18 protein-coding genes are annotated in these 25825 nt (G+C 42.3%); 5 read left to right on the top strand and 13 right to left on the bottom strand.

All coding sequences use genetic code 11. The features are described 5' to 3' along the window. Nucleotides 1-424 precede the first annotated feature (424 nt). Together NMK93_RS05055 and NMK93_RS05050 are read right to left on the bottom strand one after the other, a co-directional pair. A complete protein-coding gene (locus tag NMK93_RS05055) occupies nucleotides 425-1444 on the bottom strand; it encodes a DUF1080 domain-containing protein (RefSeq protein WP_254528199.1) in 1020 nt (339 codons plus the stop codon). A 27-nt stretch (nucleotides 1445-1471) separates the two neighbouring features. Further along, the gene (locus NMK93_RS05050; RefSeq protein ID WP_254528197.1) at nucleotides 1472-2887 is read right to left on the bottom strand and encodes a Gfo/Idh/MocA family oxidoreductase; all 1416 of its coding nucleotides are present in this window, start codon (nucleotides 2885-2887) and stop codon (nucleotides 1472-1474) included. A gap of 121 nt (nucleotides 2888-3008) precedes the next feature. Here NMK93_RS05050 and NMK93_RS05045 point away from each other — a divergent pair, with 121 nt between their 5' ends. Next, entirely contained in the window at nucleotides 3009-4406 is a 1398-nt protein-coding gene (locus NMK93_RS05045) for a DUF1080 domain-containing protein (RefSeq protein ID WP_308214531.1), read from the top strand. Nucleotides 4407-4470: 64 nt separating this feature from the next. On the opposite strand, the gene NMK93_RS05040 is transcribed toward NMK93_RS05045, so the two are convergent. The 5 genes from NMK93_RS05040 to alaS form a co-directional block, all read right to left on the bottom strand. Beyond that, nucleotides 4471-6624, bottom strand: a complete 2154-nt coding sequence (locus NMK93_RS05040; RefSeq protein ID WP_254528196.1) for a DUF4954 family protein — start codon at nucleotides 6622-6624, stop codon at nucleotides 4471-4473. 4 nt (nucleotides 6625-6628) lie between these two features. Beyond that, nucleotides 6629-8470 carry a glutamine--fructose-6-phosphate transaminase (isomerizing) gene (gene glmS / locus NMK93_RS05035; protein ID WP_185218643.1) on the bottom strand — a complete coding sequence of 614 codons (1842 nt, stop codon included), beginning with the start codon at nucleotides 8468-8470 and terminating at the stop codon, nucleotides 6629-6631. A 129-nt stretch (nucleotides 8471-8599) separates the two neighbouring features. Next, complete coding sequence (locus NMK93_RS05030; protein WP_185213517.1) at nucleotides 8600-9292, bottom strand: response regulator transcription factor; 693 nt, start codon at nucleotides 9290-9292, stop codon at nucleotides 8600-8602. A gap of 100 nt (nucleotides 9293-9392) precedes the next feature. After that, nucleotides 9393-10499: a TlpA disulfide reductase family protein gene (locus NMK93_RS05025; RefSeq protein ID WP_237219572.1), complete on the bottom strand. Its 1107-nt coding sequence runs from the start codon at nucleotides 10497-10499 to the stop codon at nucleotides 9393-9395. A 5-nt stretch (nucleotides 10500-10504) separates the two neighbouring features. Then, complete coding sequence (alaS, locus tag NMK93_RS05020) at nucleotides 10505-13120, bottom strand: alanine--tRNA ligase (RefSeq protein ID WP_254528195.1); 2616 nt, start codon at nucleotides 13118-13120, stop codon at nucleotides 10505-10507. A gap of 134 nt (nucleotides 13121-13254) precedes the next feature. On the opposite strand from alaS, the gene NMK93_RS05015 reads away from it, so the two are divergent. The 3 genes from NMK93_RS05015 to NMK93_RS05005 all read left to right on the top strand — a co-directional run bounded on the left by NMK93_RS05015 (nucleotide 13255) and on the right by NMK93_RS05005 (nucleotide 16399). Beyond that, a complete protein-coding gene (locus NMK93_RS05015) occupies nucleotides 13255-14094 on the top strand; it encodes a universal stress protein (RefSeq protein ID WP_185218641.1) in 840 nt (279 codons plus the stop codon). Between the two features lie 15 nt (nucleotides 14095-14109). Beyond that, nucleotides 14110-14967 carry a universal stress protein gene (locus NMK93_RS05010; protein ID WP_185213514.1) on the top strand — a complete coding sequence of 286 codons (858 nt, stop codon included), beginning with the start codon at nucleotides 14110-14112 and terminating at the stop codon, nucleotides 14965-14967. A gap of 106 nt (nucleotides 14968-15073) precedes the next feature. Then, the gene (locus NMK93_RS05005) at nucleotides 15074-16399 is read left to right on the top strand and encodes an OmpA family protein (RefSeq protein ID WP_254528194.1); all 1326 of its coding nucleotides are present in this window, start codon (nucleotides 15074-15076) and stop codon (nucleotides 16397-16399) included. A 104-nt stretch (nucleotides 16400-16503) separates the two neighbouring features. Here the strand turns inward: NMK93_RS05005 and NMK93_RS05000 are convergent, their stop codons facing one another. Both NMK93_RS05000 and NMK93_RS04995 read right to left on the bottom strand, forming a co-directional pair. Then, on the bottom strand, nucleotides 16504-16686 hold the full coding sequence (locus tag NMK93_RS05000; protein ID WP_254528193.1) for a KOW motif-containing protein: 183 nt from the start codon (nucleotides 16684-16686) through the stop codon (nucleotides 16504-16506). A 73-nt stretch (nucleotides 16687-16759) separates the two neighbouring features. After that, the gene (locus tag NMK93_RS04995; protein WP_254528191.1) at nucleotides 16760-18250 is read right to left on the bottom strand and encodes an amino acid permease; all 1491 of its coding nucleotides are present in this window, start codon (nucleotides 18248-18250) and stop codon (nucleotides 16760-16762) included. Between the two features lie 464 nt (nucleotides 18251-18714). Here NMK93_RS04995 and NMK93_RS04990 point away from each other — a divergent pair, with 464 nt between their 5' ends. After that, on the top strand, nucleotides 18715-20541 hold the full coding sequence (locus NMK93_RS04990) for a DEAD/DEAH box helicase (RefSeq protein WP_185218637.1): 1827 nt from the start codon (nucleotides 18715-18717) through the stop codon (nucleotides 20539-20541). 42 nt (nucleotides 20542-20583) lie between these two features. Here the strand turns inward: NMK93_RS04990 and NMK93_RS04985 are convergent, their stop codons facing one another. The 4 genes from NMK93_RS04985 to NMK93_RS04970 all read right to left on the bottom strand — a co-directional run bounded on the left by NMK93_RS04985 (nucleotide 20584) and on the right by NMK93_RS04970 (nucleotide 25513). Then, the gene (locus NMK93_RS04985; RefSeq protein ID WP_254528187.1) at nucleotides 20584-22116 is read right to left on the bottom strand and encodes a glutamate racemase; all 1533 of its coding nucleotides are present in this window, start codon (nucleotides 22114-22116) and stop codon (nucleotides 20584-20586) included. A 100-nt stretch (nucleotides 22117-22216) separates the two neighbouring features. Next, nucleotides 22217-22840, bottom strand: coding sequence for an HPP family protein (locus NMK93_RS04980; protein WP_254528183.1), 624 nt, complete (start codon nucleotides 22838-22840; stop codon nucleotides 22217-22219). 5 nt (nucleotides 22841-22845) lie between these two features. Continuing rightward, a complete protein-coding gene (gene rlmB, locus NMK93_RS04975) occupies nucleotides 22846-23622 on the bottom strand; it encodes a 23S rRNA (guanosine(2251)-2'-O)-methyltransferase RlmB (RefSeq protein ID WP_185213508.1) in 777 nt (258 codons plus the stop codon). A 70-nt stretch (nucleotides 23623-23692) separates the two neighbouring features. Next, entirely contained in the window at nucleotides 23693-25513 is a 1821-nt protein-coding gene (locus NMK93_RS04970; protein ID WP_254528182.1) for a DNA polymerase III subunit gamma/tau, read from the bottom strand. Nucleotides 25514-25825 lie beyond the last annotated feature (312 nt).

Genomic DNA, 25825 nt, shown 5'->3' with positions numbered 1-25825 from the left:
ACAACAAAAGATACAAAATACTGTTTGGACAAATCAATTTGGAAGTGAATAATTCTATCCAACAAAACCGATAATTTCCAAGTATATTAATGGACTTCATTCGAGGCATCTTCGAGAATGGTTCGAGGATCATTCGAATATGACCTGAATAAAATTTTAGCCAGGCTGGAATTTTCCGAATATGCCTCGAATGAGTCTCGAATAAGACCCCATAAATAATCCCGAAATCTCCCCGATTTCAAAGATTTTTCAGCCAAAATTCTATCCAAGAACCATAAAGCAAAAAAGGAGCCTGCCATTGCTAGCAAGCTCCTTCATTATTAATTTTTCAGACCATGTAAGAGACATAGGTCTAAATACCATTTTTCTTTAGCACTTAATATAGACCCAACAAGTCTAACTACTAAATACTTAATACTAAATACTATTTAACCCCTTCCGTAATCGTAATTTTTCTAAATTCAATCGGACCATGGTCACCTTGTATATAAAGTGGTCCTGGTTCGCCTTCTTTTGAATCAAGTGCACCACCGGTAATTCCAGGGATTTCCTGTTTGTCGATCACCGTTTTACCGTTGATAGCAACAGATACCACACGACCAACTAGCGTGATCTCCATATTGTTCCATTCATTAGGACCATTGGTAACCATTGCATTCGGCGTCAAGAATCCGTAGATAGCACCGAAATAAAGGTTGCCGGGATGTCTATCTTTTGGAGAGTCTTCGATCTGAACCTCGTAACGACCTCTAAGGTAAACACCAGAGTTACTGCCTTCAGGATACTTGAACTCCAGGTTCAATTTAAAGTCCTCGAAAGCTTTTTCAGTGATCAGGTTTGCACCAGCATCTTCATTGGTCAGGATGCCATCCTTAACTACCCATTTGTTCTTATCGTTTGATGGTTTCCAACCGGTCAGATCTTTTCCATTGAACAATTCCACCGGCTTGCCCCATGTTGGTTCAGCAGTACGGTTCAGGTAAGGTGCTTTTGTACCAGTGAAAGTATATTTTTCACCATTATTGTTGGTTATGGTACCTATGATTTCAGCACCTGCCAATTCACCTTCAATCGTGATATCCCCAGTGCCACCTTCCCATTGTGGTGGGATAGCGAAAGAGAACTTTCCGTCTTGAAGCTTGATATGGGAGATGGGTCTGCTACTGCCGCTATCTCCTACCCAGTACCCTACCAAAGTAGTGAATCCAGATAATTTGATTTCAATCCAGGAAGGCACCTGTGTACCATTCTTGTCAACGTTCAAATCCCAACGACCCAATAGGTCCTTTGATTCTTCTGGGATAGTTTGAGATGCAGGGTTGTGTTCCACTTCTTCTTTTTTGTCTTGATTGTCTGCTTTATCCTGGGTACCGTTTTGGCACGAAGTCAAGCCTAATCCAAGCATACTGGTGAAAGCTAAACCGTAAGCAAATTGTTTGATCATCTTTAATGTATTTGATTGATTATTATTTTAAACTTTATAGTATTGTTCGAACCCGGTCCTAGGCGGAGGTCCGATCAAGAGTGCATTTGCAAATTTATCATTTGTAATCTCTTTTTTGACAGGATCGAACTTAAATTTTCCGTTCAAGCGCTGCGCGATCACGCCAAGGCAGAAAACTTGGCTCAACGGCCCTGCGATTTCAAACGGTGAACGCGTCTTCTCCTCTCCTTTACAGGCCTTCAGGAAGTTTGCAAAGTGATTGGAAGGTGATGCCGGAACTTCTGGAAGTTTATTCGCGATATTCTTTGCCTTCTGTTCAGGAATGATAGATAGTGTACTGCCATGTGAACCGCCCTTAAAGGTTAGGTCTTTGCCATAAATGATCTTACCCGGGTTTAATTTAGCTGGCTCTAGGTTACCGGTGCTTGGCGGCGGAATATTCGGATCCAGTCCCGATACGCCATATCCTTCTGGAATTGGAGGCAGGTTATTGATACCATCATACCACATGATATCCAAGGCTGGCATGCCCTTGCGCTTAGGGAAGCTGAATTTCAAGGTGGATGACATCGGGAAGAAGAAGGAATTATGTCCTTCCAGCATCTCTGCCCCTACCTCGGTCGGTAAGCCCAATTTCAGGAATTCATGGGAAGTATCGAGGATATGTGCACCCCAATCGCCTAAAGCTCCCATTCCGAAATCGAACCAGCAACGCCATTGCCCATTGATAAAGTCTTTGTTGTAATTATGACCGATGGTCTGCATCTGCCAAAGATCCCAATCGATTGTGCTAGGAATGGGTTCTGCAGCTGGGAAATTCTTGATATTGACATCCCATCCATGCCATCTGCGCGGCATATTCATATGACCGACGATCTGGGTCACATCTTTGATGATCCCCGCCTCGGTCCATGCCTTATACTGGAAGTAATTGGCATCGGAATGGCCTTGGTTACCCATCTGGGTCGCCAATTTTGGGTTCTTCTTAGCTTTTTCCATCATCAGCTCTACCTCTAAAAAGGTGCGCGCCATAGGTTTCTCTACATAGACATGTTTCCCCAGGTCAAGCGCCATCATGGTAATCGGGAAATGGGAAAAATCTGGAACTCCGACCGTCACCGCATCGATCTGATTACCCATCTTATCGAACATCTGGCGGAAGTCCTGAAAACGTGGAACATCTGGAAATTGCTTGATGGCAGCTTCCGTATGCTTAGCCCCCATATCCACATCACATAGCGCAACAATATTACATAAACCCGTTTTATATAGATCCATCAGGATTTCTCCACCTCTATTCCCAATCCCAATCGCCGCTAGGTTGACCCTTTCATTTGGCTTGGCCATCAAGATATTTCCCAATGGACTGCTTGCCATCGTCAAGGCTCCACCCGCAATAATGGATTTCTTTAAAAAACTTCTTCTCGAAAAATAATGATTCATCTGTAATATGTTTAGGTTTACGAATGTTACATGTATGATTAGCTTAAAATTAAAAAAAATTCCTAATTTCAGTCACCTTATTGGACATTAATCCATAAACCTGTTACAATAAAGACATATTATGATGAGAAATACCTATTTGAAATCTGTTTTTAAAGGCACATTCGGACTTCTTCTATTGAGTTCATTGACTATTTCCTGCCAACAAGCAAATAAAAGTGCGGATGGATGGGAAAACCTGTTCAATGGCAAGGATCTGACTGGCTGGAAACCTTTGGCTGGAAAGGCAGATTATCATGTTGAAGATGATGCGATCGTTGGAGTAATGACGAAAGGTTTGCCAAATTCCTTTTTGGTAACGGATAAGGAATATGGCGATTTTATATTGGAGTTGGAGGTTAAACTGGAAGGCAGCACAACCAACTCAGGTGTGCAGACCCGGAGCCATTTTGATTCAACCGCCAATAATGGTACTGGAAAGGTCTATGGCCGCCAGATGGACATCGACCCTACCGACAGAGGTTGGACCGGAGGAATCTACGATGAAGGCCGGAGGGAATGGCTTTACCCATTGGACCTAAACCCGAATGCGAAAACGGCATTTAAGCCAAATGAATTCAACCACTACCGGATCGAGGCCATCGGCAATGAAACCAGAACTTGGGTGAACGGTGTGCCAGCAGCTTTTGTGGTAGATAGCTTGGATGATGCTGGATTTATAGCACTGCAGGTCCATGCGATCCCAGATTCATTGGATGGTAAGAAGGTTTATTTTAAGAATATCCGTATTCAGACCAAAGACCTGAAGCCCCAAGAATTCCCTAAGGATGTTTATGTGGTTAACACCCGTGCCAATGATCTTTCGGAAGCCGAAAAGGCAGCCGGATATAGCTTGCTCTTCAATGGCAAGGACAGCCAAGGCTGGCATAGCGCTCGTGGCGATAAGTTTCCAGAAAAAGGTTGGAAGATCGAAAACGGCTTGATTGAAGTAATGAAATCGGATGGTGCGGAATCGACCAACGGTGGCGACATCGTTACTGATAAACAGTACAAGGCTTTTGACCTTTCCTTTGATTTTAAACTGACTCCCGGAGCTAATTCGGGTGTGAAATACTTTGTGACCCTGGATGAAAAAACAGCTGGATCTGCTATCGGTCCAGAATATCAGATCTTGGATGATGAACTTCACCCCGATGCTAAATTAGGAAAAGATGGCAATCGTACCTTGGCTTCCTTGTATGACTTGATCACTTCGGATCGCAATCCAAGACCTAGAAAACCAATTGGGGAATGGAACCGCGGCAGAATCGTGGTTACGCCGGATAATCATGTCACCTATTACCTAAATGGCTTCAAGATGTTGGAATTTGTAAGAGGCTCAGAAGATTTCAGGAAACTGGTGGCTGGAAGTAAGTACAAGGACTGGGAAAAATTTGGCGAGGCGGAACAAGGCCATATCCTACTGCAAGACCATGGGGACGCCGTAGCATTCAGGAGCATCAAGATTAAAGAATTATAGAAAATAATATAGAAAAGGGAAAGGACCGAAATAAATTCGGTCCTTTCCCTTTTTATGCTTTATGCTAAAATTGTGCTTTAAATTCTTGGACTTTGTTTTGGAAACCCTCGAATTCGGCACTTTGCTGATTGATAAAACTATTGTCTTCCAATCGACCGACCACCTCATTCATCTCATCTTCATTTTCATAGACCATCAAGCGGAAAGGATTGTGGTAATCCTTGCTTCTGGAATTATAGATTTCATCACAGATCCATTTCTTGGTTTCCAAGGCCTCATCAAATAGCTTGTTCCAGAAATCAGCGTTCCATTCAGCTGTATCTGCTTCGGTAACCTCTTGTAAGGAAGCTAAACTATGCTTTAATTTATCTTGGATATAAGCATCACTCAAGTGATGGTAGTTTTTATGCATTTCATCCCAAGAGTTGATTTTCTTGTCTTTTAAGTCCTGTAGCAGCTGGTCCAATTTACTTACTGGAACCAATTGGCTACCGACGTTCTCAAATTCCTCTCTTTTCAATCCTGCGTTGACCAAGGCTTGGATAGTTTTGTTGAAATCCATCGGGTCAACATGCTCCAAAACCTGGCAGACCGCATAATAACGAGCTAATTTCTTGAATAATTGATAGGCTTCCTTTGGTTTCAGCAACACAACCTTGCGCTTAGAGAATTCCGCATTGTCTAGGAAGATTTCATCGACAGCCTTTTCATTATTGTTCAACCATGCTTCAGGATTATCGGTATTCAAGGATTTACTGACAGCTTGTTCAATTTCCTTGATTCCTGTAAATATCTCATTCACCGTATCTGGCGCCAAGATATCATATTCGAAATATTGGTTCTTGAAGGAACGTTTATCTCTACTGATGAATTTATTGGTGTTACGCATCAATGCATACATATTGTACATAAACCAATAGCCCGGAACGATGATCAAGCGGTCATGGGTAACATCATTGCTCACTAAAGAAAACGGGAATTTGATATCCAGTTCATGCAAGAAATCGCCTTTTACGATCAGGGTATAGGATGCAAACCTGGAATTGTGCTTTAAGCTCACACACAGCCCAGGCCAAAAGCCACGACCTGCGATAATCTCGCCATCCGCACCTCTTGAATTATGGTTGGACCCTACAGTTGCTCCCGCAGCCATATTGCTCTGACCTTTGATCAAGGCTGCACACAAGAATGAATTGTTATGGTGCTGCTCATGCGCAGGGAAAATAAGCGAATTAAGGACCTCACAGCAGGAAATGGTAGAATTATCTCCCAAGAAAGAGTTGATCAATCTGGCACCATATTTCAGCTGCGAATAGGATGATAGGATAAAACGAACTGCCTTCACCCCATAGAATACCCTACAGCCATAGCCAATGATCCCGTTGACCAGCTCACAACCCTCACCAATCTGAGTATAGGCCTCAGCGGTGGAATTGATCGTTACGTTTTTCAGTTTAGAGATACCCTTGATATAGGCATCTGAACCGATCTTAACGTTTTTGAAGGTATGGGAATTCTTGATTACGGTACGATCACCGATTTCACTATAGTAGCCTCTGATATCATTGAATTTTTCATTGGTGATATCAAAAAAGCGTTGCTGTAATTCTTTATCTTGTCTGTTGCGTGTCCATAGATAGACATCGGCAGCTTGCATGCCATCAAATGGAAGAACCGAACGGCCACCATTCTCATTGCAAAGCTCCAAAAAGATCCTGCTCTTGTCCGGGTCACCGACCTTTAAGATTCCATTCCCGAATTTTGCATTCGAGCTGGTCTCCATTTCATTTACATTGAGCAAGATAACCTCGTTCCCAACGATGAAATGGGCAATATAACGGACCTGATGCAGGGCCACGCAGTCCCCTAGATCACATGAAATGATCTGGGAATTATAGATCCCGACCGGCAAGCGGATATCGCGATATTCAAGGTAGACCTCTTCCATATCGCCGATCCTGACCAAACCAAAGAACTTGGATCTTTTGATCTGTTTCGGAAGAAATTTATCCGTAACGAGCACATCATTCCAATCGGTAGATTCATTATGATTGAGCTCGAGGATGCGGATCTCTTCCTCGGTCAGATTTCTATATTGCTTGTTGGATTTGTTTTGTTCAAAACGAAGGTAGTACTCGTCTTTTCCCTTTGGTAGATAATCGGCGGGTATGAAATCATACCCAATCCGATTTAATGGTATCTTTATTATGTATCCCATGATATTATTCCACAGTTACTGATTTAGCTAAGTTCCTTGGTTTATCAACATCTAAACCACGGTACACTCCGATATAGTACGACAATAGTTGCAATGGAACCACCGTCAATAAAGGAGCAATAACTTCATCAGCCTCTGGAACAACCATGACATCATTTGAAATGGTCGGAGTAACTTCATCTCCTTCCGTCATTACGGAGATCACCATCCCTTTTCTAGCTTTAATTTCTTGGATATTACTTACGATCTTCTCATGGTAAGCATCCTTACTTGCAATGAAAACTACTGGTAATTCCTCATCAACCAAGGCAATTGGACCATGTTTCATCTCCGCAGCTGGATAACCTTCAGCGTGGATATAGGAAATCTCCTTCAACTTTAATGCACCTTCTAGAGCCGTTGGGAAATTATATCCACGTCCTAAATAAAGTACATCGCGAGCATCTTTGTATTTGTATGCGATAGCTTTGATATTGTCAACCTCATTTTCCAATACCCATTGAACTTTCTCTGGAACATCGTGCAATTCTTGACAAAGCTCATCAAAACGCTCGTCCGAGATAGTTCCCCTTGCTTTTGCCAATTTCAATGCAAACAACATCAACACGGCAAGCTGTGCAGTATAGGCCTTTGTACTGGCGACACCGATCTCTGGACCTGCATGGGTATAACAACCAGCATGGGAAATGCGAGCAATGGAAGAACCTACTACGTTAACAATACCGAAGATGGTTGCTCCTTGTTCTTTAGCACGTTCTAGGGCTACCAAGGTATCAGCCGTTTCACCACTTTGCGAGATTGCGATGATTACATCATCTGAATTGATCACCGGGTTACGGTATCTAAATTCCGAAGCGTATTCCACCTCCACGTTCACACGACATAATTCCTCGATTACATACTCTGCAACCAGACCGGCATGCCAGCTGGTACCACAGGCCACAATAATAATCCTGCGGGCATTCGCCAACTTATCTTGGATGGCATCTACTCCACTCAGGATAATCCTATGTTCGTTCAAGATCAATCGACCTCTTAATGAATCAGCAATGGTAGTAGGTTGTTCAAAGATCTCTTTCAACATGAAGTGATCATAACCACCTTTTTCAATAGCCGCCAATTCAAGATCCAGCTTCTGAACAAATGGAGTGATGATTTCATTACCAAGATTTTTCAAGATCAGTTCATCAGGCTTTACGATGGCCAACTCATAATCATTGATATAGACCACCTCTTTGGTATAAGCCAACATAGGTGATGCATCAGAACCCAAGAAATGTTCATTCTTCCCTATACCGATTACCAATGGGCTTCCCTTACGGGCAGCAATGATGGTATCAGGTTGGTCAGCAGCGATCAACAAAATCACATAAGCCCCGGTCACCCTTTTTAGGGCAATGCGGATTGCCTCCTCAAGACCACATTCATTCTTTTCTTGTATGTCTTCAATGAAGTTAAGTAGGACCTCGGAATCCGTATCGGATTTAAATTCGTATCCTTCTTTAGTAAGTTCGTTTTTTAGTTGGGCATAGTTCTCGATGATTCCGTTATGGATCATGGCAAGTTTTCCAGATTTGGAAACATGGGGGTGAGCATTTCGGTCTGAGGGTTCGCCGTGGGTAGCCCAACGGGTATGACCAATTCCTGTAGTGCCAGCTGTGGATTGGTCTCCAACAAATTCTTCTAACGCTGCAACTTTACCTGCTTTCTTGTAAACCTTTAAGGAATCTCCTTGTTGAAGTGCTATACCAGCACTATCGTATCCTCTGTATTCTAATTTCTTTAAGCCGTCTATCACAATGGGATAAGCTTGGCGCGTTCCAGTATAACCGACAATTCCACACATATGTTTTTCTCGTTTTAATTTAAGTTTTAAAATATTGAGTAAATATATAAAATTTATTAGTGCAAACGATTGCGTGCTCTTAAAAACAAAAACCGAACCAATCTGGTCCGGTTTGTAATTAAAATTTCTTTATTCTAGTTCAAACTTGTAGCCAACCCCCTTGACTGTAGTGACATAGCTGTCTCCAATCTTTTCTCGGAGTTTTCGGATATGCACGTCGATCGTCCTATTGGTCACGACTACGGAATCCTCCCAGATCGCTTTCAGGATCTGCTCCCTTGTGAATACTTTGTTGGGTTTTGAAGCTAACAGGTATAGCAGTTCAAATTCTTTTTTCGCCAGTACAAATTTCTCATCCCCACGGAATACCAAGAAAGAATCCCTATCAATTACGAGGTCAGAGATCTCAAGTTTATCAGTTACCTGATCATCAATAACCTCTGTAGTATTTCTTCTTAAGATTGCATTGATACGGCTCATTAAAGCCCTTGGCTTAATTGGCTTGGCAATATAATCGTCAGCTCCTACATGGAAACCTGCGATTTCGGAATACTCCTCACTCCTAGCTGTCAAGAATACCATGAAGATCTGTTTGAACTCAGGCATCGAACGCATCAAACGACAGGCTTCAATACCATCCATCTCCGGCATCATGACATCAAGGATAATAAGGTCTGGAAAAACCTCTTTGGCAACTTTAATAGCTTCTTTCCCATTAGAAGCGGTATATACTTGGTAACCTTCCTTAGTTAAATTGTATGAAATGAGTTCAACAATGTCGGACTCATCATCAACCACAAGAATCTTTTGATTATTGGCCATATAAGCTGTTTTTTTGCTAAGGTATATACTTAATTATAAAATAAAGTTACCCAAAAGTTATGAAATTGTTAAGCCTTAAAATAGACTTAACAATTGATTCTTATTTTTTTAAGGTTTTCGTTAAAAAATCTTCTAATTGCTTTCCCCTCAAATTCTTAGCAATGATAACGCCCTGCTCATCTAAGAGGTAAGATGCTGGGATACCTTTGATGGAATAATCAATAATCAATGGAGAGCTCCATGCCTGAAGGTCTGAGATATTCGTCCATTCTAACTTATCGTCCTGTATAGCACGCATCCAAGAGCCTGGATTGTTATCCAAGGACACGCCTAAAACAGTAAAATTATGGTCTTTGAAGTTATTGTATTGTTTGACGATGTTAGGGTTCTCCTCACGGCAAGGCATGCACCATGACGCCCAGAAGTCTACCAAAACATATTTGCCTTTATAGTCTGAAAGCTTTACGGTTTTATTATCCGGTGTATAAGCCAAGATTTCGGGAGCGGCTTGACCTACAGCCAGCTTCCTAAGTTTATCAACCTCAGTCTTGAACTCATTCACATAACGATTGTTTGGGAACTCTGCTTTGATTTGATCGGCATAGGCAATCAATTCTGGTTCGGCCATTTCGGGATCCAATGTGCTCATTACATAAAAACCGGCCAAGTCATTGTTCTTTTGGGCAAATGAAACCGCCTCAGCGATGTAGTTCTTAAAGAAAGGTTCGAACTTCATCAACATCTCAGAACGTAGATTTTGGATACCATTGGCATCTAAATCATTGGTAGCACTTGAAAAAGCCTGTTGCAAGGAGTCCCGAACGAAATCAATCCTAGACTTCTGTACGGCAAAGTCTTTCAACTTCTGAGAAAGCTCCGAACCCTTCACTTCGTACTGGTCAGGATTCTGCAAATTGACATTGAATTCCACTGCCTTACCAGGTTCCAGGATAATTGGATACCTATTATTGCCCACGGCCAAGGTCAATAACCTCTCTTGAGTAGCCGGTCTTTCAAACTTGAAACGGTTGCCATCCGCAATAAATGTTGAATCTAATTTCTGTTCACCTTCATAGAAGCTGACCACTTTCACATTCCCTGGATTCTCGATCACACCGCCAACCTGAATGGTATCAGAATTTGAACATGAAGACAAACCAGCGGATAACATCCCCACCAATCCAATATAAACTGCAAACTTTTTCATTTTTCTTATTTAATAAACTCTCTTGATTTTGAAATCGCTCTCTCCAATCCAGAAGCATCCTTACCCCCTGCTGTCGCAAAGAAAGGCTGGCCACCGCCACCACCTTGGATTTCCTTAGCCAAATCGCGAACGATGTTACCTGCATGCAATCCCTTTTCTTTTGCCAAGTCATCAGAGATCATCACCGTGATGCTTGGTTTTCCATCAATCACTGCACCCAATACGGCATAAAGGTTATTGATTGCTCCCTTCAGGGTATAAGCCAAAGTCTTCACCGCATCCACACTTGGAAGGTCTACGATGGTTGCGACATAGTTGATATCGCCAACTTTTTCCAATTTCTTCTCGATATCATTTTTCAGTCCTTGGGACTTTTCTTTCACGTAGTTCTCAATCTCCTTTTTCAAGGCATTGTTCTCATCCAATGTTTTTGAAAGAGCAGAAACAAAGTCCTTAGGGTTGTTCAATAGCTCCTTAAGGTTATCAAGCAATTCAAAGTGCTCACGGATCACTTGCTCCGAACGGGTACCGGTAATGGCTTCAATCCTTCTCACTCCTGCCGCAACCGCAGATTCCGAAAGGATCTTGAAGAAACCGATCTGTCCAGTTGCCGCAACGTGCGTACCACCACACAGCTCCTTAGAATAGGAATCATCAAAGGTGATCACACGCACATGATCTCCATACTTCTCTCCGAATAGGGCTGTAACACCCGAATCGATCGCTTTTTGAAAAGGAACATTACGCTCTTCCTTCAAAGGTACATCTTGGCGGATCTTCGCATTCACGATGTCCTCAATCTGTTTGATCTCCTCGTAGGTCAACTTCGCGAAGTGCGAGAAGTCAAAACGTAGCACATCTGGAGAAACCAACGAACCTTTTTGGTTCACATGTTCACCCAATACCTGTTTCAAAGCAGCATGCAACAAGTGCGTAGCAGAGTGATTAGCTTCAGTATCCTTTCTTTTCTTCACATCCACAACCGCTTCAAACTCTCCGCTCAGGACAGCTGGAAGTTGGTTGACGAAGTGTATGAAAAGTCCATTCTCTTTCTTCGTATCCAGGATGCTAACCTTTTCATTGTTATCCAAAGAACGTAAATAGCCTTTATCACCGACCTGACCACCACCTTCTGCATAGAATGGCGTTTCAGAAAGCACCAATTGAAATTGATCTTTACCCTTGCTAGAAACCTTTCTATATTTCAGGATCTCTGTGGTTGCCGTTAAGTTATCATAACCCACAAATTCACTCTCCGCTTCATCATTTACAAGGACCCAATCTCCAGTATCCACAGCCGTTGCAGCTCTAGATCTTTCCTTTTGGGCCAATAATGCCTGTTGAAACCCGTGCATATCCACGGTCATGCCCTTTTCCCTAGCCAATAGTTCGGTCAGGTCAATTGGGAAGCCGAAGGTATCGAACAGTTCGAATGCGAATTCCCCGTCTATGGCCTCATGGTCTGCTGAATAGGTTTCAAAGCGTTGGATCCCTTGGGTCAGGGTCCTCAAGAAGGAAACCTCTTCCTCCAAGATCACCTTTTCTACAAAATCCTGCTGTTGGTACAGTTCATCGAACACTCCTTTGAACTGCTCCGCCAATACAGGAACAAGCTCATGGATAAAAGGAGTCTTGAAATGCAAGAAAGTATAGGCATAACGTACAGCACGTCTCAAAATCCTGCGGATCACATAACCCGCTTTATTATTTGACGGCAACTGCCCATCAGCGATGGCAAAACTTACAGCCCTGATATGATCAGACAGCACGCGCATGGCGATATCCGTCTTCTCATCGGCTCCGTAAGCAATACCCGATTTATTTGCGATAAATTGAATCAATGGCTGGAATACATCCGTATCATAGTTGGATGATTTACCTTGGATGGCACGCACCAAACGTTCAAAGCCCATCCCTGTATCGACATGTTTTGCCGGCAGGGAAACCAAGCTTCCATCTTTTAACCTGTTGAACTGCATAAATACCAGGTTCCAGATCTCGATAACCTGTGGATCATCCATGTTGACCAAGTCCTGACCCTTCACCTGAGCACGCTCTTCATCCGAACGCATATCGTAATGGATTTCAGAACAAGGACCACAAGGACCTGTATCACCCATTTCCCAGAAATTATCCTTCTTGTTACCCAATAGGATACGATCTTCCGGAATCAATGCCTTCCAAAGGTTAAAGGCTTCTTCATCCTGTTGCAAGCCTTCAGTAACATCACCCTCAAAAATCGTCACGTAAAGACGATCCTTGTCTAATTTCAACACCTCAGTCAATAGCTCCCAAGCCCATTCGATTGCTTCTTTCTTAAAGTAATCACCAAAAGACCAGTTACCAAGCATCTCAAAAAGGGTATGGTGATAGGTATCAATCCCTACCTCTTCAAGGTCATTATGTTTTCCGGAAACACGTAGACAACGCTGTGTATCGGCCACTCTTGGGAATTTGGCGACAGCTTCTCCTAAAAACAATTCTTTGAATTGGTTCATCCCCGCATTGGTAAACATCAGTGTAGGGTCGTTCTTCACTACAACTGGTGCCGAAGGAACAATTTGATGTCCTTTACTCTTGAAAAAATCTAAAAAGGCTTGACGTATATCTCTACTAGTCATTTAATTCGTGTCTAATTTTAGCTGCAAACTTACTCAAATTTGACGAGTAAACTCGCCATTCAAGCCAATTTTTATTAATATGACGCATATTTTTCCTAAATTTATCTCTGTAAAAACACACAACAAAATAATTCATGAAGATGACAATTATTGTCCCTACTGATTTTTCTGAAAATGCTGGCTTTGCGGCAGATTATGCCTGCCAACTTGCACAGGAAAAAGAACACAACATCCACCTATTACATTGCTACACGTCTAGCTCAGTAGGAGAAAATGCTTCTGAAGAAACCAATGGCACAGGTCTTTTGGCGGATGAGAAGATACAAGAATTGCAGACAAAGCTGCTCAGGAAATATCCTTCATTGCATATTAGCATTGAATGCTCCAGAGGTTTGATCATAGACAAACTGACTGAGCTTTCTCAATCTGGAAAATATGCCATGATCGTGATGGGTGCATCAGGCGAAAGCCAGTTGAAATCCATTTACTACGGAAGTACAACTGTGGCTGTGGCTTCAAAATCAGAGGTCCCCGTGGTTGTTATCCCGAACCAAGCATTCCAATTCGGAATAAATCATGTTTCCTTATTGACTAACTTTAAAGCTGCTGAATTGGATACTCTAAAGGAATTCCAGGATATTATCGGGGTACCTCAAGACTTGACCTTGATCCATGTGTTCAAGGAAAGCCAAAAACCCGAAAACATCAAGGACGACCTAGACTCCTGGGCCTTCAATATCCGCGAGATGGGTTCCATTCAACAGGTAAATACCATTGCTGAACCTATCAATAAAGATGATATCGAATTGGATTCAGTACCTGAGGTAGTCAGCAAAGTTATTGCCGAGGTAAATCCACAGATAATATTGATCACACCTAGTAGAAAAACATTCTTTGAAAGGTTATTTAAAAGTTCTGTTTCTAAAGCCTTAGCTTTGGAACTTGATAAACCAGCTTTTTTCGACAAAATATAAATAAAACTATACAGCATGAGCAAACTACTTATACCTATTGACTTCTCAGAGAATTCTGACAATGCCATCCATTACGCTTGTCAAGTCGCTCAACAAGGTGGACAAGAAATTGATCTGATCCACGTGTTCTCTTCACATTCTAACACCTATGCCAATGTGAAAGGAGAAACTCCATTGAACGACCCTAGGGTTCCTGAGGCTGAACAAAACATGGTAGATACCCTTGCCAAGTATCAGCAAGAATTCCCTAATGTGAAGCTGAATAGCATATTTAAGGATGGAAATCTTTACGATGAAATCAAAGCCGTAACTAACGCTACTGCCTATGATGCCGTTGTCATGGGAACTCAAGGTGCTTCTGGGTTAGATGCTGTATTTATCGGCAGCAACACCTATGATACCATATTAAACACCACTACACCGGTATTGGCGGTTCCAGAAACCTCTACCGTCTTTAAAAAGGACAGTATAGCCTTGCTTTGTAATTTCAAGGAAGCTGAACTTACTGCTTTACAACAGGCAGCTCCTTTGTTCAAGGCTGATTACAGACTGATATTGATCCACGTGAACACCAACGACAGGCCTATTAAAGATATTGATGCTGATTTTAAGGTTTGGATCGACAGAATCGAAACCGAACTAGGCATTTCTGACATCTCCTATATCATCAAACCGCAGACCTTGTTCATGCGCCAGAAGGAAACTGTTGCACAGGCAATCACTTCCGTCCTATTGGATGAACAGGCAGACATCCTGATCTTGACAAAAAGCAAGAAAAGTGTGTTCAGGCAATTGACGGAGTCCAATGTCATCAAGAAAATGGCTTTTAACATCCAGATCCCAACGTTCTTTGCAAGGGTTTTGAAGGCATAATTATAGGTTTTTCACTACAAAATCATGATATTTTAGGCTGAGTTGCCAAAACAAGTTGTTTTGGCAACAAATTTGCCATGCCTTTGGCATAAAAGCATATAATATTATGAAAACACTTTACTTTAAAAAAGTTAGCGCATTAGCTGCTGCTGTTTTAATCTCTTCTGCTACTTTCGCTCAAACCAACACAGCTACCGTTGAAGGCACGACTACTTTAGGTCCAACTACCCAGTACAGAACTTGGTCCATCGGAGTAAATGCAGGGGTCCTTAATCAATCAAACATTTTCGGCTTCAACAGAGCTGGATTCGATAAATTAAACCACAACGTAGGTTACTCTGCGTATGTTAAGAACCAAATCTCCCCATCTTTCGGAATTAAAGCTCAATACATGGGCGGTAAAGTTGGCGGTGTCAATGAAACTGCTGGCGCAGCAATTTCCGAGTTTGAAACTAAAATGCCTTGGTCAGCAGCCCTATCTGGTGAGTTCACTATGGCAAATACAAACTGGAGGTTCTTCAACAGTATCATCAAACCTTACTTCGCTGTCGGTGTAGGTGCAATGAGTTTCGAAACCACTACGAAAATCGGTGAAACTTCAACTACTGCAGAATCTCAAACAAAACTTTTCGTTCCAGTTGACGCTGGTTTCAAATTCGCAGTGGCGAAAGGAATCAACATCGACTTGGGTTACCAGTTGAACTGGGCAAACCAAAACTTTGATGGAGTTCGTGGTGATCAATACAAAAACGACCTGTTCTCCTATGCACATGCTGGTCTAGAGGTTGCATTGGGTGACGGAAGCAAACCTTACCTTGGAAACTCAAACCCTGTGGCAACAATGGCTGCAAGATATGATGAGTTAAAAGCAGAGCGTGATGCTTTGGTTGCTGCAAATGAAAAATTACAGTCCAACATGGATGAAATCAATGCTGGCTTAGAAGATAGTGATGGCGACGGTGTTGCTAACAAATTTGACAAATGTCCAGATACTCCTGCAGGAACTAAAGTTGACGGTTCAGGATGTCCACTTCCAGAAGCTAAACACGAGACCAAAGTGATTGAGAAAATCGTAGTGACTGAAGAAGATAGAAAAGTTGTTGATGAAGCTATCAAAAACTTGGAATTTGACTTGAGCAAAGCTACTATCCGCCCTTCATCTTACGAATCATTGAATAGAGTTGCAGCTTTATTGATCGAGAAAAACTTCAGCTTAAAACTTGCCGGTCACACCGATAACACAGGTTCACTTCAATTGAACTTACGTTTGTCAAAAGAACGTGCAGAATCAGTTAAAGCTTACTTAGTATCTAAAGGTGCCAATGCATCACGTATCGAAGCTACAGGTTATGGTCCTAACCAACCTATCGCTACCAACAGTACGCCAGAAGGACGTCAGTTGAACAGACGTGTTGAATTTACCTTATTCTAGGAACAACTTGCATTAAGCTAAACAACATACAATCAAGAAGGACCTGCATCTGCAGGTCCTTCTTATTTTTAGCCCTATCTAGGCCTTTTCTTTCCTACAGGAAATTAGCCTTCCAACAATTTGACTACATTTTTCAATAGTGTCTTAAAGCGTACTCCTGAATCCTGTTCCACCGTAAGGGTTTGATGTCCGGTCTTGCTTACATGCAGATCATTCACCCTACCCGATTTCCCTTTATGGGTCCCTGCGATTACTTGACAAAAATCCCCATTATTTATCGTGTCCATAAGTTAATGTATGGTTAAAATAAAAAGGGGTAGAAAGCCTGTGCCCTACCCCAATGATTAAATATGATTATCCTTACTCAGAAGTTCCAGAAGCTTCTGCTTCTTTCTCTTTCCTGATCTTGGAATGTTTATGTCCGTACAAGAAATAGAATGCAACACCGATTGCCATCCAGATTCCTAAACGCTCCCAGCTCTCGATCGGAAGACCCGCCATCATCAGCACACACACCAAGATACCTAATATTGGCACCAAAGGCACCAAAGGTGTCCTAAACGGACGCTCAAGCTTCGGATTGGTCTTACGCAACACCAACACTCCGATACACACTAATGTAAAGGCAAATAATGTTCCGATACTTACCATGTGCCCTAGATCTGAAACCGGCACAAATCCAGCAAACAAACTTACGAAGATCATAAAGATCAAGTTTGTTTTCCAAGGCGTCTGACGTTTAGAAAGGTCCGAGAACAATTTAGGCAACAGACCATCCTTACTCATCGAATAGAATACGCGGCTCTGACCCAACAACATCACCAGGATCACCGATGTATATCCAGCAATGATTGTCACGATCATCGCCGTATTCAAGAAATGATAGCCAGTTTTTTCAAATGCCGTCGCTACGGGTTTTGCATCACCACTGAACACAGTGTAAGGTGCCAAACCTGTCATAACATAAGCAAACAGCACATATAATATAGTACAAACGATCAATGAACCGATAATCCCGATAGGCATGCCTTTCTTAGGATCTTTCGCTTCCTGCGCAGCAGTACTTACCGCATCAAAACCAATAAATGCAAAGAACACAACCCCTGCAGCCTGTAGAATCCCTGTCCAGCCATAGTGTCCCCGATAATCACTATTCCAGAACTCCCAGAATCCCATTTGCCCAGTCTTCACCATTTCCTCACCTTCGTTTGTAGGGATCAATGGCGTATGGTTTGCAGGATCGATAAATTGCCAGCCCAATACGATAAACAAGATCACCACAGCCACCTTCAAAACAACCAAGATGTTATTGACAAAGGAAGACTCCTGCGTTCCGCGCATCAGCAGCAGCGACAAGAGACAAACGATGATAATGGCAGGCAAGTTGATTACCCCGCCTTCAAATGGTCCTGCTAGCACCTCCTGGGGGAGATGGACCCCTATCAATAAGAACAGCTCATTGACATATTGCGACCAGCTCACCGCAACGGTAGCAGCAGCCAAAGCATATTCAAGTACAAGGTCCCAACCGATGATCCAAGCCATAAACTCGCCCATGGTCGCATAGGAATAGGTGTAGGCACTTCCTGCAACAGGAATCATGGAAGCAAACTCCGCATAACATAGCCCAGCAAATGCACAGCCTACCGCAGCAATAACAAAAGATATCATTACCGCGGGACCAGCATGGTCAGCAGCAGCAATCCCTGTCAAAGAGAATAGTCCCGCACCGATAATGGCTCCAATCCCCAAAGCAATCAGGCCAGAACTGGACAAGGTCCGTTTCAGGGTACCTTCGCCGCTCTGTTCAGCTTCAGAAATTAATTTTGTAATAGATTTTTTATACCACATAAATTTAGATGAATAATTAAAGAATCAAACCTACAAAAAAATTAAAATAGATTACAATTCATTAACAATTCATTAGCAAGGACGCTAATAAATTAAAAACTACAATGATTTAACCTTATTTCTTTGCAATCATTCGTTCTAGACAAGAACTATCAGAATAATTATTGGCAGGATTCAATCAATACAGAATAATTAAACCCAATACATTTATCACTTTTTTGCTACATCCAGCAAAATCCTCAAATTTCTTTTATAAGTATCGATAATTAAACCAAAACCTTAATAAAAAACCATTGTTTAATAGGTAGATAAAGAAATTACAGCAAATCTATTTGTGGACCTATTCCGAAAATCGGAAATAAAACATTTTTTAATCCACAAAGTATTGAAAATTAGGATTTATCAATTATTGTAATTACCTTTGCACCGCCTTAGGCAATAGTGCCTATTGTATATTTTATTTCATGAACCCATTTTTAGAACTGGGAATCCGTGAAGAGATTGTTAATGCCATCACTGAGTTAGGTTTCGAGAAACCTTCTCCCATCCAGGAAAAAGCCATTCCTGTATTACTGACTGGTAACGACGATTTTGTCGGATTAGCCCAAACAGGTACAGGGAAGACAGCGGCATTTGGTCTTCCACTTTTAGAACAACTAGACTTTTCATCAAAACAACCTCAAGCATTGGTTCTATGTCCAACGCGTGAGCTATGTTTGCAAATCGCAAGAGACCTAGAAAAATTTGCCAAGTACATCGATAACGTACATGTGGTTGCCGTTTATGGCGGTGCCAATATCGGTGATCAATTACGCCAGATTCGTCGTGGTGTTCAAATCGTTGTTGCCACTCCAGGAAGGATGTTGGATATCATTGGCCGTAATGCCATTGACTTCTCCAATGTTCGCTATGTAGTGCTTGACGAAGCTGACGAAATGTTGAACATGGGATTCCAAGAGGACATTAACAATATCCTTTCTGAAACTCCTGACGACAAAAAAACTTGGTTGTTTTCCGCAACCATGCCTAAAGAAGTGCGCCGTATCGCGCAGAACTACATGAACGACCCGAAAGAGTTGACTGTAGGAACCAAGAATACGGGTAACGAGAATATCGAGCACCAATACTTCATGATCAAGGCGAAAGACAAATACGCTGCTTTTAAACGTATCGTCGACTATTACCCTGAAATCTTTGGTATCGTATTCTGCCGTACTAAAATTGAAACGCAAGAAATCGCTGAAGCATTGATCAAAGACGGCTACAACGCCGACTCCCTGCACGGTGATCTTTCGCAACAGCAACGTGATAAAGTAATGAAACGCTATCGCGAACGCAACTTGCAATTATTGATTGCTACTGACGTTGCAGCTCGTGGTATCGACGTGAACGACGTAACACACGTAATCAACTATTCATTACCAGACGAAACTGAAAACTATACGCACCGTTCTGGTCGTACCGCTCGTGCCGGTAAAACTGGTATTTCGATCTCATTGATCAATGTGAAAGAAATGAGCAAAATCCGTCATATCGAAAAGATTATCGGAAAAGAATTTATCCGCAAACAAGTTCCTCAGGGTACTGAAGTATGTGAAAAACAATTGCTCTCTCTTGTTGACAAAGTACACAACGTAGAAGTACATGAAGATCAGATCACTGCTTTCTTACCTCAGATCATGGAAAGTTTGCAAGATCTTTCTAAAGAAGAAGTAATCAAAAAATTCGCTTCTTTGGAATTCAACAGATTCTTGAACTACTACCAAGATGCTCCTGACTTGAACATGGAAGCCCGCGAAGCAAGAGGCGAACGTGGTGAAAGAGGTGAGCGTCGTACTGGATCCAAAGGTTATACCCGTTTGTTTATCAACTTGGGATCGGTGGATGAGTTCAGCCGTGGAGACATGCTTTCTTACATCTGTAACAAAGGTAAGATCTCAGGTAAATCAGTTGGTAAAATAGACCTTAAAGGTGTATTCACTTTCTTCGAAGTACTTGATGCTGACGTAGACAGTGTATTCCAAGGATTCAAAGGTGTAGACTTTAACGGTAGAGACGTTAGAATCGAAGTTTCTGGCGACAGACCTTCATCAGACAGAGGCGGAAGACGTCGTTCTGGTGGTTTCGGCGGTGGTGACCGTAGAGACAGAGGTGATAGAGGTGGAGACAGAGGCGGATATCGCGGAGGTGGTTCTGGTCGTAGAGACAGGGGCGACAGAGGCGGATCTGGCGGTGGTTTCCGTGATTTCTCCGGAAAACGCAAAGACAGAGAGTCTAGAAACAGATATTAGAAAATAAAAAAATAAGCTCCAAATTTGGAGCTTATTTTTTTATTACTTGATCCTGATCTCTTCAGCATGTCCTTTCATCTTGCTATTGCCCTCTGAAAAGTTACGCATCAACTCATAGGTATTTGGTATAACGTTCCTAAACCTCTCCAAGGTCATGTCCGATATATTTCCTCGATCAAAAGGCACAACCTTCACATACTCCTGAATCTCATTTTCCTTCCTCCCATATTTATAGTCGTAGGTAAACCTAGCTTCTCCCCCCTCCAATTGAACCGATTTATTATCTTGGTTTGGAACGGAGATATAAAACTCCGAATTATTCAACATATCCCCCTTGGAATTAAACAGCTCCTGCTCTTCCAAGGCATCATATAATTCACGGGCAACAAAAACAGATGGGTCAATGATATGGACTTCATTATCGATCAAAGCCTTGTATTTATACGCTCCATCATTCCCTTTATATTCCTTCAACTCGCCTAACACCTGATTAATTTCCTTGACCAGATAAGGATAATGCGTACAACCTAAAACCATCGCTTTCAATGGCTTAGCACCTTCCGTCTTACGCATCTGTTCCAGCAAACTCACCAAATGATAACGGATATAGTTTTCCGAAGAATTGATCTGCATCATCGTGCAATCTTCTGTATCCTTGCTATCACAGAGCATCTGGTTTTTATCAAAATTAAAATTATAGATATCCATGAGCGTACGGTCGATCTTATAGTCCTTGTTATCTAAGGAAGGTCCTCTATAATCGGCCCGCGGTGCATTGGCACTGGTCTTTATGAAATCTGGTTCTTCATCCACGGCCTCAGCTACGCCATGCCCACCTTGATTAAAGATCTGCAAGTCCCCAGTATGGCCAGCAAGAGCGATCTGCTCTTTTATCGTTCGTTCATATCCGCCAGATGCAATGGTCCCCACGGTAGCAAATACCGCTATAGAGCCCGACTCATCTTTATCAAACAGTGCCAACGTTCCTCGTGCAGCTGCATTGATGACACCGATCACAGGAATATCAAGATTGGTCTTTTTCATAAAGGCTTCAGCATCCTTATACCCATATGCTGTTGCTGTATTGCAGGCAATCACTATTGCCTTCACCTTTTCCTTATCACTGTTGAATTTTGAAGCCTGATAGTTAGGATAATATTTGTTCGAAAGCAAGAACTGAAAATCCTTGATGATATGTTCAACCAGAAGATCATCCTTTTCAGCGGAATGGTAATTTCCATAAGGCATATTCGCCTGGTCCGCCAAATAGATAAAATTCTCCTGCTTGAAATCAAGCACGCCATCCTTTTCCTTCGATCTCGAGCGATTGTTATGTTCATCGAAATTTACGAGTGCATCCAACACGGTCAAACCACCCGTACCGGAATCAAAAACACCGATCGGAAGATTGTTCAACGACTTAGGATATTTCTTGAAATCAACATAGTAAAAGTTTTTCTGATCCTTTAAGATGGCTTCCTCGATCTTTAAAGGGCTTTGCGCCTGCACATAACATGTACTGCCAAGCGAAAGCGCAAAAATGGCCAGGCCATTTAGGATAGTTAGGTGTTTCATTGGACATTCGGTAGATTGCCGTAAAGTTATTCGTTTATTCTGATATTCAAAATAAAAAACGCATAAACATGCAATTATCGCAAATAAAAAAGACCAATATTCAAATATTGGCCTTAAATCTTTCAAATCGTTGCTTCAATTGCTTTCGTCTTGATCTCCTCAATCGGGAATATCGGACTGGATAATGTCTTTTCTTGGTGATATTGTTAAATATCAATGCCACCAACAGCAAGATCAATGTCCCCAACAGGACTGGCGCTAAGACATAGAGATAGCCTAATTCCGTGATTTTGGCTCCCCCACTAACTGCAATCAATGCCGTTGCTCCACCGGGCGGGTGCAAGGTCCTGCTGAACTGCATCGCAACAATAGAGCTAGCTACAGCTAAAGGAGCTGTCAACCAGATCACATCCGGCAGTACCTTTGCTATGGTCACCCCAACGATGGCCGAAACTACATGTCCACCAACCAAGTTCCTAGGCTGCGCCAAGGGACTCTGGATAGCGCCATAAACTAAAACAGCAGAGGCTCCAAAGGAGCCTATTAAGAATACATTTTCTAAAGGAGGAAAGTGAAGCGACTGTATAAAAGCAATCAGCCCGATGCCAATAAAGGCACCCAGAAAGGACCAGAAATGTTCCCTGAAATCCACCAAGGTCTCACGGTACATCACATACCGATATACCCTAAAATGCCTAGCTACAGATTTTTTAAGTCTATCCACCAAGGTTAGGAGATATTGCGCTGTCTAACCGCTTCATAAATTACAACGGCAGCTGAAACCGAAACATTCAGGGATTCAATCTCGCCGAACATTGGGATCTTAGCTAATTTATCCGATATACGGATCAAATCATCCGATACACCAACATCCTCTGCACCCATGATGATACAGCTTGGCGTGGTATAATCCACATCGTAGATCGATTCCTTGGTTTTTTCTGTACTCACGACCAATTGAACTCCTGAATCAATCAAGAATTTTGCAACACGGCCTAGCGAATCCTGTCTACACACCGGAATCTTATAAAGAGCACCGGCTGAAGTTTTGATCGCATCAGGGTTGATTTCCGCAGAACCCTTTTTAGGAACAATGATCGCATGCACACCAGCACATTCCGCTGTACGTGCTATCGCTCCCATATTCCTGACATCGGTAACCCCATCCAACATCAACAACAAAGGAGTCTCCCCTTTTTCATAGATCGTTGGCAATAGGTCTTCAATGTCCTGATACGTAATCGGAGAGATCACGGCGATGACACCTTGATGGTTCTTGCGCGTAATTCTATTTAATTTTTCAATAGGTACCTGTTGGAATGCAACATTCTGCTCTTTTACTAAAGCTTTGAATTCAGCAAACAAAGGTCCCGACAGACCACGTTGAACAAATAAGGATTCAATTTCTTTTCCACTATCAATGGCTTCCATGACAGCACGGATCCCAAATACCATCTGATTTGTCTCACGCTTTTCGGACCTGTCCCTACGTTGAAAATTTTGCATGTGTTTTTATTATGGATAAAGGCCTTAACAGCCTGAAAAATAATTCGTACAAAGGTAGAAAAGAAAATGATTAGCTTAAACCCAAATCAAATGTTTTTCTCAACTCATCAAGCATCGGGTTTTTGGCAACCATGGCCTGATATTTTTCCTGTGAAGTATAAGGTTTGCGCTCTTTGGACTTCTCTACCATCACCCCGTCAATATCCAGGGAGAAGTTTCGCAATTGCACCCTTAGGTAATTCAGCATGTCGATCTTACCTAACTTAAGCTCTTCCATCTGCACCATGTTCTCAACCTCCACCTTGATGGTCGTCCCTTCCAGGACTGGCGCATTCGAGGTCATAATGGTGTACAGGGTAATCTTGCTCTCGTTACGAAGGATTTCAGCAAATTCGTTCCACTTGCTCAAAAATCCATTCTGGGTAACTTCATAGAATTCATTACCTTCTACCAATTCATTTTCATCGTCACCTTCTGCCTTTTTATCGTCAAAGATCGTATTCAGGTTAGGTACGGAAATAGAAGTCTTGATATTGCCCCAGCCTTTAGCGGCCGGTTTAGGAGTATCAGTTGCTGGAACAGGATTTGAACTTGCAGCTGCCGGCTTGGATACCGGAGTACTTGGCGCAGGCTTTGGCATTGCCGCAGGTTGAGCAGCGGTTTGAGCAGCCTGAGAAGCAGTTTTCTCCATTGCAGCTGGCCCAGAGCCATTTGCAACAGCAGGGCTTACACCTGGGTTAGGGAGTTTTTTTTTTAATTCAGCTAATGCTGGTAGACCTTCTGCTCCTAGTTGAATTGCACTCGCAATATGGCACATTTTCAGCAAGGAAAGCTCCACCTGCAATCTTTGGTTCTTACTGCTGCGATAATTGACCTCACATTGGTTTGCGATATTCAAGGCAGATAACAACAGACCGCTGGAAAGCGATTGTGATTGTTCCAGATATCTTTTCTTCACGTTTTCACTGACTTCCAATAACTTCAAGGTACTTGGCTCCTTGCTCACCAATAGATTACGGATGTGCGAAGATAAACCTGCGATAAAATGACCGCCATCAAAACCGTTGTTCAACACCTTATCAAAAATCAATAAAGTATTGGCAGCATCCTGTCTGGCGATGGCATCCATCAATTGGAAGTAGTAATCATAATCCAAGATATTTAGATTGTTGATTACCGCTTGGTAGGTCAGGTTCTTATTGGAAAAACTAACGATCTGGTCAAACATCGAAAGTGCATCACGTAGACCGCCATCAGCTTTCTGCGCAATGACATGCAGGCCATCCATCTCATAGGTCACCGCTTCTTTTTCCGCAATGCCAGCAAGATGGTTCGCCATATCCTCCACTTTGATCCTGTTGAAATCAAAGATTTGACAACGGGAAAGAATGGTAGGAAGGATTTTATGTTTTTCCGTGGTAGCTAAGATAAAGATCGCATAGGAAGGTGGCTCTTCCAAGGTTTTCAAAAAAGCATTGAAAGCCTGTTGCGAAAGCATGTGAACCTCATCAATGATATAGATCTTGTATTTACCTGTTTGAGGTGGGATCCTCACCTGATCGATCAAGGAACGGATATCGTCAACCGAGTTGTTGGATGCCGCATCCAGCTCATGGATACTGAAGGAATTCCCATTCTGGAAAGACTTACAGCTATCACATTGCCCACAGGCCTCATTCGATTCCGTGATATGCTCACAGTTAATTGTCTTTGCCAAAATACGGGCACAGGTAGTTTTACCAACACCACGAGGTCCACAGAACAGAAATGCCTGAGCTAACTGGTTGTTATGTATTGCATTCTTAAGTGTTCCGGTAATGTGTTGCTGCCCTACCACCGAGTCAAATGTGACCGGCCTATATTTCCGCGCAGAGACAATGAAATTATCCATGCACGAAGATAATCATTTTCAAAGTTTGGCACAAGCAAAAACCGTTTTGGAAACATTTCTCTTGATAAGCGAATGAAGAGCGAACAGCGATGATGGGGGATTGTACGATGAAAGGAGATTAAACTCAGAAAAGCTTGTATTGCTGTACAACATAGTTGGGGGATTTTACAATGAAGGTGATCAAATCCATAAAAGCTTGTATTGCCGAACAGTTCCTGCACCTTCGCTGCAGGATGACAGGACATGTTGAAGGAAAACCGTACAGATTCCTCACTGATCGTTCAGAATCAAAAACAAAAAAACATTTCCCTT

The organism is Sphingobacterium sp. LZ7M1 (genome assembly GCF_024296865.1).
Taxonomy (GTDB): Bacteria; Bacteroidota; Bacteroidia; order Sphingobacteriales; family Sphingobacteriaceae; genus Sphingobacterium.
This window is presented reverse-complemented; position numbering and strand designations above follow the sequence as displayed.

Coding starts and splice junctions, on each gene's coding strand:
- NMK93_RS04995 (WP_254528191.1), bottom strand. CDS start 18,250: ATGTGGTATAAAAAATCTATTACAAAATTAATTTCTGAAGCTGAACAG.
- glmS (WP_185218643.1), bottom strand. CDS start 8,470: ATGTGTGGAATTGTCGGTTATACTGGAACGCGCCAAGCTTATCCCATT.
- NMK93_RS05015 (WP_185218641.1), top strand. CDS start 13,255: ATGAAGATGACAATTATTGTCCCTACTGATTTTTCTGAAAATGCTGGC.
- NMK93_RS04970 (WP_254528182.1), bottom strand. CDS start 25,513: ATGGATAATTTCATTGTCTCTGCGCGGAAATATAGGCCGGTCACATTT.
- alaS (WP_254528195.1), bottom strand. CDS start 13,120: ATGACTAGTAGAGATATACGTCAAGCCTTTTTAGATTTTTTCAAGAGT.
- NMK93_RS04990 (WP_185218637.1), top strand. CDS start 18,715: ATGAACCCATTTTTAGAACTGGGAATCCGTGAAGAGATTGTTAATGCC.
- NMK93_RS05000 (WP_254528193.1), bottom strand. CDS start 16,686: ATGGACACGATAAATAATGGGGATTTTTGTCAAGTAATCGCAGGGACC.
- NMK93_RS05025 (WP_237219572.1), bottom strand. CDS start 10,499: ATGAAAAAGTTTGCAGTTTATATTGGATTGGTGGGGATGTTATCCGCT.
- NMK93_RS05040 (WP_254528196.1), bottom strand. CDS start 6,624: ATGGGATACATAATAAAGATACCATTAAATCGGATTGGGTATGATTTC.
- NMK93_RS05030 (WP_185213517.1), bottom strand. CDS start 9,292: ATGGCCAATAATCAAAAGATTCTTGTGGTTGATGATGAGTCCGACATT.
- rlmB (WP_185213508.1), bottom strand. CDS start 23,622: ATGCAAAATTTTCAACGTAGGGACAGGTCCGAAAAGCGTGAGACAAAT.
- NMK93_RS05050 (WP_254528197.1), bottom strand. CDS start 2,887: ATGAATCATTATTTTTCGAGAAGAAGTTTTTTAAAGAAATCCATTATT.
- NMK93_RS04985 (WP_254528187.1), bottom strand. CDS start 22,116: ATGAAACACCTAACTATCCTAAATGGCCTGGCCATTTTTGCGCTTTCG.
- NMK93_RS05055 (WP_254528199.1), bottom strand. CDS start 1,444: ATGATCAAACAATTTGCTTACGGTTTAGCTTTCACCAGTATGCTTGGA.
- NMK93_RS05010 (WP_185213514.1), top strand. CDS start 14,110: ATGAGCAAACTACTTATACCTATTGACTTCTCAGAGAATTCTGACAAT.
- NMK93_RS05045 (WP_308214531.1), top strand. CDS start 3,009: ATGATGAGAAATACCTATTTGAAATCTGTTTTTAAAGGCACATTCGGA.
- NMK93_RS05005 (WP_254528194.1), top strand. CDS start 15,074: ATGAAAACACTTTACTTTAAAAAAGTTAGCGCATTAGCTGCTGCTGTT.